This window comes from Marinagarivorans sp., assembly GCF_982758155.1.
In genome coordinates, this window is record NZ_CEXWTU010000243.1 from 1 (window position 1) to 7,200 (window position 7,200).

Annotated in this window: 3 protein-coding genes; 2 read left to right on the forward strand and 1 reads right to left on the reverse strand. The window is 48.2% G+C overall.

The genetic code is table 11. The features are described from left to right. Positions 1–302: 302 nt before the first annotated feature. The gene (locus tag AC3A8L_RS18385; protein ID WP_487963735.1) at positions 303–1,556 is read right to left on the reverse strand and encodes an AraC family transcriptional regulator; all 1,254 of its coding nucleotides are present in this window, start codon (positions 1,554–1,556) and stop codon (positions 303–305) included. Between the two features lie 789 nt (positions 1,557–2,345). Here AC3A8L_RS18385 and AC3A8L_RS18390 point away from each other — a divergent pair. Beyond that, positions 2,346–5,507 carry a malectin domain-containing carbohydrate-binding protein gene (locus AC3A8L_RS18390; RefSeq protein ID WP_487963736.1) on the forward strand — a complete coding sequence of 1,054 codons (3,162 nt, stop codon included), beginning with the start codon at positions 2,346–2,348 and terminating at the stop codon, positions 5,505–5,507. 2 nt (positions 5,508–5,509) lie between these two features. Continuing rightward, positions 5,510–7,024 (forward strand): DUF1552 domain-containing protein, encoded by a 1,515-nt coding sequence (locus AC3A8L_RS18395; RefSeq protein WP_487963737.1) that lies wholly within the window; start codon positions 5,510–5,512, stop codon positions 7,022–7,024. The last annotated feature ends 176 nt before the right edge of the window (positions 7,025–7,200 follow it).

Below are 7,200 nucleotides of genomic sequence, written 5' to 3' on the forward strand. Positions count from 1 at the left end.
TTGCACTCTAATCATGGCACGAAGTGGGTGGGTCCATCTTATTTCCTGCATTACCCTAGTAACGTATATCCCTATACGGATGCAATGCCTACTAAAGGGGTTCCTACCCCGATGCGTTACCTAAGACCTAAGACCTAAGACGACCTATGTCCTATAGACCCCACCATGCGCCCCTTTTAAGCGCCTCGATGAGAAAGCCGCTCCGATAACCGCTCCTGCGTTATCCTAATAACCTGCCTCCCTGCAGGCCCTCTTCGCCTAATTGGACAAACTATTATTGCCTCGCCCTTAACTTAAACTGACTACCGTTTTTGTTTGCGATATTCACTTGGCGACATACCCGTAAAGCGCTTAAAAAAGCGGTGGAATGCCGATTTACTGTTAAAGCCTGATAAGTGAATGATTTCATGAATGGGGGTTTCTTGATGTTTTGGGTCGCCAAGCAGTTGTTCGGCCTCAAGGGTGCGGTAGGCATTAATGAATTCCGAAAAGCTGTATTGGAAGTGGGTATTAATTAAGCGAGAGACATCTTTAGACGGCTGCATAAGTGTATCGGCTAGCTTTTCGAGATTGAGGGTGTGATTGAGGTGGAGTTTATCGTGTTCGATATTTTTGATGATGGCTGCAATGATCGCTTCATCGGCGGGTGTATTGGCGGGTACTTGAAGGCATGGAGTGTAGCTTCCTTTGTGTGCGGCGGTTGGTGTTGGGTGTTTGGGTTCACCGGTTTTCGTAATATGAGCTTGATTGGTTTTTTGCGCGGTGCTGTCGGCGATGTCTTGGGGCTCATCGTTACCTAAAATGGGGGTTAAGGTTCGGATAATAGTGAAGCAATATACGAGTAGCCCATTCACTAACACTAGGGCAAAAAAGTCATTGCTTTTACCTAGGGCCGATACTAGGCCAAAGGGGAGATACTGGCCTGCAATATGAATGCTTAGGGCTAAACCCCATTGAATTAAAAAGCCGACAGTGAGAATTTTTATCCAGTAGCTGTAATGGTATTCGTCACCGGTGTAATGCGAATCGTAAAGGGCCTTCATTCGGCGTAATGAGATTAAGCCGGCAATGGCGTAGAGCGTTGGGGCAAGACGTAATATCGTCCACCAATAGACGGAGCCGATACTACGCTCACTCGAGTCGATCGTAGTGGCAATAGCGTGGGTATCCAAGTGCGCAATTAACGCGACGGCTAAACCGGCCATCAAGGGTAGGCCATGCAATAGGTGTATGGGCTTAAGGGTGTAATTGGGGCGGGTGATTGTTTTGATGAAGATGTACAGCAAAGGTCCTTTGCTGGCTAATGCAAGCGTGCCAATTAGGATTGATAGCGATGAGTAGTTTTCAAGGTAAAAGCGTAGGCCGTCATGCCAGATAAGCAGCATGGTTAGCGAGTCTAAGGCAATGGCGATAAAAAGTAGGCCAAGGCTGTAGCGGCAAAGGCGTGATGGCGCAGGGATAACACGCGCAATGACAATCAGGCAAAAGATAAGTATGCACTCAATAATGGTGGCAATTAAAGAGAGGTCGAGAACCGAAAATAAAATGTTGTGCATAGTTACTACAGAGTCTTTTTATTATGGGTATTTGTTAGGGACGAGGCAATAATAGTTTATCCAATTAGGCGAAGAGATCGACTTTCTTATCGAGGCGCTTAAAGGGGCGCATGCCTAGGCATGTAACGCTTTGAGCAACGAAGATAAGGAGGTCGAGATCAAGCATTAGTGAATGAAATATTGTTTCCTCGTCCCTTAGGTGGCTGTTCACACATGAAGCATACTGAGCGCTTGTTTTCATGAATACTCTTCAGCTTAGGCTAATAGAGAGTAACGTTCCTGCAATGTCGAAGAGGTGATTTTGTCATTTTTCCTCCATTAGTCGGTTGCAACGATGCTTATCTTCGGTTGAATGTGCAAGCTTTGCGTACCGAATAATGACTTTAAAGGGTCTTTTTTGTGCGCCATGGCCCATAATTTTTCACGCTTATTAAATTTTCAATCCCGCCTTTATATATCCTATGTGGTGTTTTGTTAACCTAATATAGTCTTTTTGGCGTCCCGATATGATTTTGGCACGCCTTGAATGCAATCGGTGTCATGTGGGAGCTTGGGCTGCCAGAGCATATGTCATAAGGGCTGCGGAGGTTTGAGGTATTGCCGCCACTTTCCCACATTGCATTGGCTGGAACTCGGTCACATTTCGTTCTCTATCGCATAAATTAATGAATCGCTATCTTAAGTCTCGAAGCTGTAACGAAAGCTAAGGGGCGAGGCGATAATAGTTTATCCACTATTGTTTTCTCGCCCCTAAATGCAGATAACAAAAATAATCAAAGGGGCGAAGGTATGAGGAAGCATCAATGGAAGCGTGGCTTAGACCGGGGAGCGATACAGTTCTCGAGGCTATTTGGCTTGAGTGTATTTAGTTTACTCGTGGGTTGTACCGGCGGGGAGGACAGTGATTCATCGAGTGATATTGCGCAATCATCAAGCCCTCAGGTTGTTTCAAGCAGTTTGCACAGTACACCGTTAGAAAGCTCTTCGAGTGCGTTAGCGGTTAGTAGCGTTAGCCAAAGCAGTACGCCTTTTACCGATATTGATTTAGATGGCGTGGTGAATGATACAGATAATTGCCCCGAAACAGCTTTAGGCGAATTAGTTGATTCGGCGGGTTGTTCCAGTTTTCAGCGCGGTCAGTTGGCCTATATGGCGCAAGGCTGCGTGGCTTGCCATGGCGCCGACGGCAGTGGCTCGGCGGCATTCCCAGCCATTAACAATCACAACTGTAGTGTGAAGGTTGAAGGTTCCTGCGGCGAGGTTGATAGTTTGGCGATCTATATCGCCGGCAATATGCCAGCGCCGGGTAAATGTACCGATACAAACAGCGCGAGCTGCGCGACGGACGTGGCCAATTTCATGGTGATTGCGTTTGCGCCAGTCATGGATGCAACCGATCCTGATGGAGATGGCATTGTGGGTGCCGCCGACCTTTGTCCCAATACAGAGCAAGCCGATAAACGCAGTATTGATCACACCGGCTGTGCCCAAAACACCTCGGAAATTACCACCGCGTTCGCCATTAACGCTGGTGGCGAGGCTTACACCAGCCAGAATGGAACACTGTTTCGTGCCGATTCCGATACCTATTACAGCGGGTCTTTGGGAGCAACCGCGGGGATGCCTACCCACGCCATTGCCGCTACTGAAGACGATGAACTCTTTCGTACAGAGCGTTGGGGGCAATCATTAGAATATAAAATTCCACTGCCTGCAGGGCGCTATACAGTAGAACTGTACATGGCCGAAGTATTTTTTACCGAGGCGGGTAAACGCATTTTCAATGTGATATTGGAAGGCCAGCTAGCGCTAAACAATTACGATCCATTCGTAAGCGCAGGGGGCAAAAACGTTGCCAAAATCGAAACAATTCGTGATGTAGTAATAGAAGACGGCCTGCTGAACGTCGCTTTTAACGGCCTTACGAATAACGGCAGCGTGTTGGCGATTCGAGTACTGAGCACTAGTGCGAACGATGGCGATAACGACGGCGTTGCCGATACTTTAGAAATCTGCCCCGGCACCTTGCCCAATGCACCGGTAAATAACGAAGGTTGTTCCGATGTGCAGCGCGATAGCGATGGCGATGGCATTCTTAGCCCTGAAGATATTTGCCCTAATACTCCTGTGGGGGAATTAGCCAGCGTAGATACTTCGGGTAACCTGACCGGATGCTCGGAGAGTGAGCGGGCGCAAGATGCCGACAACGATGGTGTTGCCGATGTTATTGATAACTGCAACGCCACACCGGCTGGGGAGACTGTGGGTGCAACAGGCTGCCGCGGTGGGGTGACTTTAACCAAAGCTGATCCCATTAGCCCACAAATTCGCCTTACCGAGCGCGAGTATGCGAATACGATAACAGCGGCATTCGGGGTCATGCAGTTAGCGCCCGCCACGTTACAGGCCGATACCTGGGGGCCGTTTAATATATTTACCAATAATGCCTCTGATAAGACAGCCGACTTTAGTGTGTTAGTTAAGGCCTCAACTTTAATCGCCGATGCCTTAGCTGTCGATTTTGCTGGACGCTGTAATTGGCAATCGGCTGCAGGAGCCTGCGTAGAAGACCATCTTGCCGAGCCTTTAAAAGTGGTTTACCGCGAAAACTCACTGCGTGATGCCGATGTGAATGCTGTACGCGATGTGATTGTGGCTACCTTGGCGGTGGGTGCGAATGTACAGCAGGCTGTGGCTTCTGGTATTGCGCGAGCGTTGATTGATGACCGCGCTATTTATCGCATCGAGCTTGGCCAAGATCGAAGCGCGAGCGGTAAAGCGGCATTAACGGATCGTGAACTGGCTAACCGCTTATCGTATTTGTTATTGGATAGGGCGCCGGATGCCGCGTTAGTATCGGCATTACCGGGCTTGGCTGATAATCGCGGCACAATCGAGACGCAAGCCGAACGCTTAATGGCGCTTGCGGATTACAAGCAAACGGTTTGGTTATTAATGGCTGAATGGCTGAATATTCCCACCTCTGCGCCGCCAGAGGTGGCTTTATTGCCGGCACCTATCGCTGGCGATCAATGTAATGCTACCCCTGAATGCCAAAATCAGTTTGCCGGTTTAGCGCAAAGTTACGACTGTAAAAATAGCGCGAGTAATACGAGCTGGTGCGCCTGTGATGGTGTACGTTGCGATAGTTTGCAGGCTGCGCCGGCGGGGATGTCGCTGAAGGCGGCCATGCATGAAGAAACACGCCGTCTGGTCGATCACGTCGTCGATAACGATTTACCCCTAACCGAATTATTTACCGCGAATTACAGTTTTATTAACGCAGGGTTAGCCGAGCACTACAGCGTTGCCGAACATTATGCCGCTAATAAACCGGCCACTGAATGGGCGCGTTATGACTTTCCCCCGGAAGCAAAGCGCCAAGGCATTTTAACGCATGCCAGTTTCCTTTCGGGCAACGGTAATCACGGTCGTGATGTGAATACGATTTTTCGCGGTAAAGTCGTATTCGAGCGTTTATTCTGCGACAAAATGCCGCCCCCACCACCGCCTGAATTATCCACGGGCCTTGCCGATCAAATTTCAGATCGCGGCACGCATCCAAGTTGTAAAGGCTGCCACTCCGTAGTCGATCCCATTGGCAGAATGTTCGACCTTTATGACGACACCGGAAAACGCTTCGACAGCGCCGAACTTTCGGGTGGTCTTTATATGGATGTCGATATTGCAGCTGAATACGAGGGTGTCGTGGATTTTGCTAGTGCAATAGAAGAGAGCCAAGCTTTTAAACAGTGCTTTAGTCAGCAGCTTTTCCGCTTTGCCTTGGGGCGTGATCCCGTTGCGAGTGAAACACAAAGTTTTGTGCAAATTAATGATGCCTTGGTTAACGAGGGCTCAATTAATGCCGCAGTACGTGCGCTTGTCAGTAGTGATGCTTTCAAGCATGTGTATTCCGAAAATAGTACGCAAGCTTGCGCGGTAGGAGAATAATCATGAATAAAATAATTAAAAAATCACCCCATCAACAATCCACTTTAAATCGTCGGCGCTTTATTCAAAGCACCGCTGCAATAGCGGGCGCAAGTTCATTATCAGCGGCGATGGTCGAACGAGCCTTAGCGGCAGAAACTAATTTTAAACGTGTGATATTTTGGTATGTGCCTGAAGGGTGCGCGCAACAGGCTTTTTGGCCCGTGAATACCGGTAATGTTTTTATTAACCCGGATGCCAATATTAATGGCAAAAAAGTAGATAGCCGTGGCTCATCTATCCGTAGTTACATCGATGCGCAGCAGGCCACATATTGTTTGCAGCCGCTTAAGGCATTAGAAAGCGAAATATCGCTTTACAGCGGTTTTGAAAACTTTGGTGCAGGCAATGGGGACGCGCATAAAAGTTCAGTCGCAGGTGCCCTTACGGGCGGTACCGAAGCCGAGGGGAGTATTGATCAAATATTGGGTAAACAACTGCAGGGTAGTTCACCGCTATCTTCAATTTATACCCCGGTGTATGGCCACCATGTACACGACCGCGGTGCTAATGATGGTTATATGTCGCCGGTACGAAAAATAGGTGGCGGCACTACCGGCAGCGCGAATTGGAATCCAATGGATACCTATAAATTTGTTTTTGGTGACGAAGGTATACCCGAACCCAATATTAACCCTGATGGCACAGTGCCATTTAATTCACGGCATATGACTTCCGAATTAATGAAGTCGATGGAGTTGCGGTTAGAGCAAGTTAAGTGTGTAGGCGGTGCTGCAGCAGCCGATAAATATGAAGCATTGTTGGTCTCATATACTAAGTTGGATGTAGAAATGCAGGCGCTATTAAAGGCCGATGAGGAGGCGGCTAAAAATGGCGGCCCCGATGTACGCTTCGATCTGCCCAATGGTTGGTTGAATACGGCGGGTACGCGCAAAGACAGTAGTAAGTATTGGAACCAACACACCAACTTTGAAAAGCTTGTAGATGTAGCCATGGATACCACGGTTGCAGCTTTAGCGCTTGATCGCACGCGTGTGTCTACTTTGCAATTTAGTGGTTCTGGAACCGATATCGGTCCAGCGAACCACGATCATTATAAAACCCTCGGGCTGGATTTAGAGGGTGGTGATGTTAATGATCACTTTATGAGCCACGATGGCAATGATTCAACCCGACGAAACCAAGCGCGCATTTTTCGCTGGTATTCAAGCAAGCTAGCGCAGTTGGTCCAGCGCTTAAAGTCCGTGTCTGATGGCGCGGGCACGTTATACGACAGCACCGTGATTGTGACTTGTTCTGAGTTTGGAATGCGCGACCATCGCAATAATGATATGCCGTATATGACGCTGGGTAATGCAGGTGGTGCTTTTAAAATGGGCCAGTATTTGGATGCGCGCCAAAATGGTAATTATCGAAGCTCTGCCGATTTCTTTTATGCGGTTGCACAAGGCTTAGAGGCAAATCTCGACCATTTCGGGACTTCCCGTACACCGTATGCGGCAATGTTAAAGGGTTAGTGCTGAGCTTTTAAAGTTAGACTTTTCAGATAAATATAATTGTTAAAAAAAAGTAGGGGAGGGCAATGTGCTGGCTTTTAGCCTGGTGCATTAGCCCTCATTTACCTCAGTTGGGATTCACTAAGGGACGAGGAAACAATATTTCATCCACTAATGCTTGATCTCGACATCCTTAC

Excerpts from the sequence above, each read along its gene's own strand:
- AC3A8L_RS18385 (WP_487963735.1), bottom strand. The coding sequence starts at position 1,556 with ATGCACAACATTTTATTTTCGGTTCTCGACCTCTCTTTAATTGCCACC.
- AC3A8L_RS18390 (WP_487963736.1), top strand. The coding sequence starts at position 2,346 with ATGAGGAAGCATCAATGGAAGCGTGGCTTAGACCGGGGAGCGATACAG.
- AC3A8L_RS18395 (WP_487963737.1), top strand. The coding sequence starts at position 5,510 with ATGAATAAAATAATTAAAAAATCACCCCATCAACAATCCACTTTAAAT.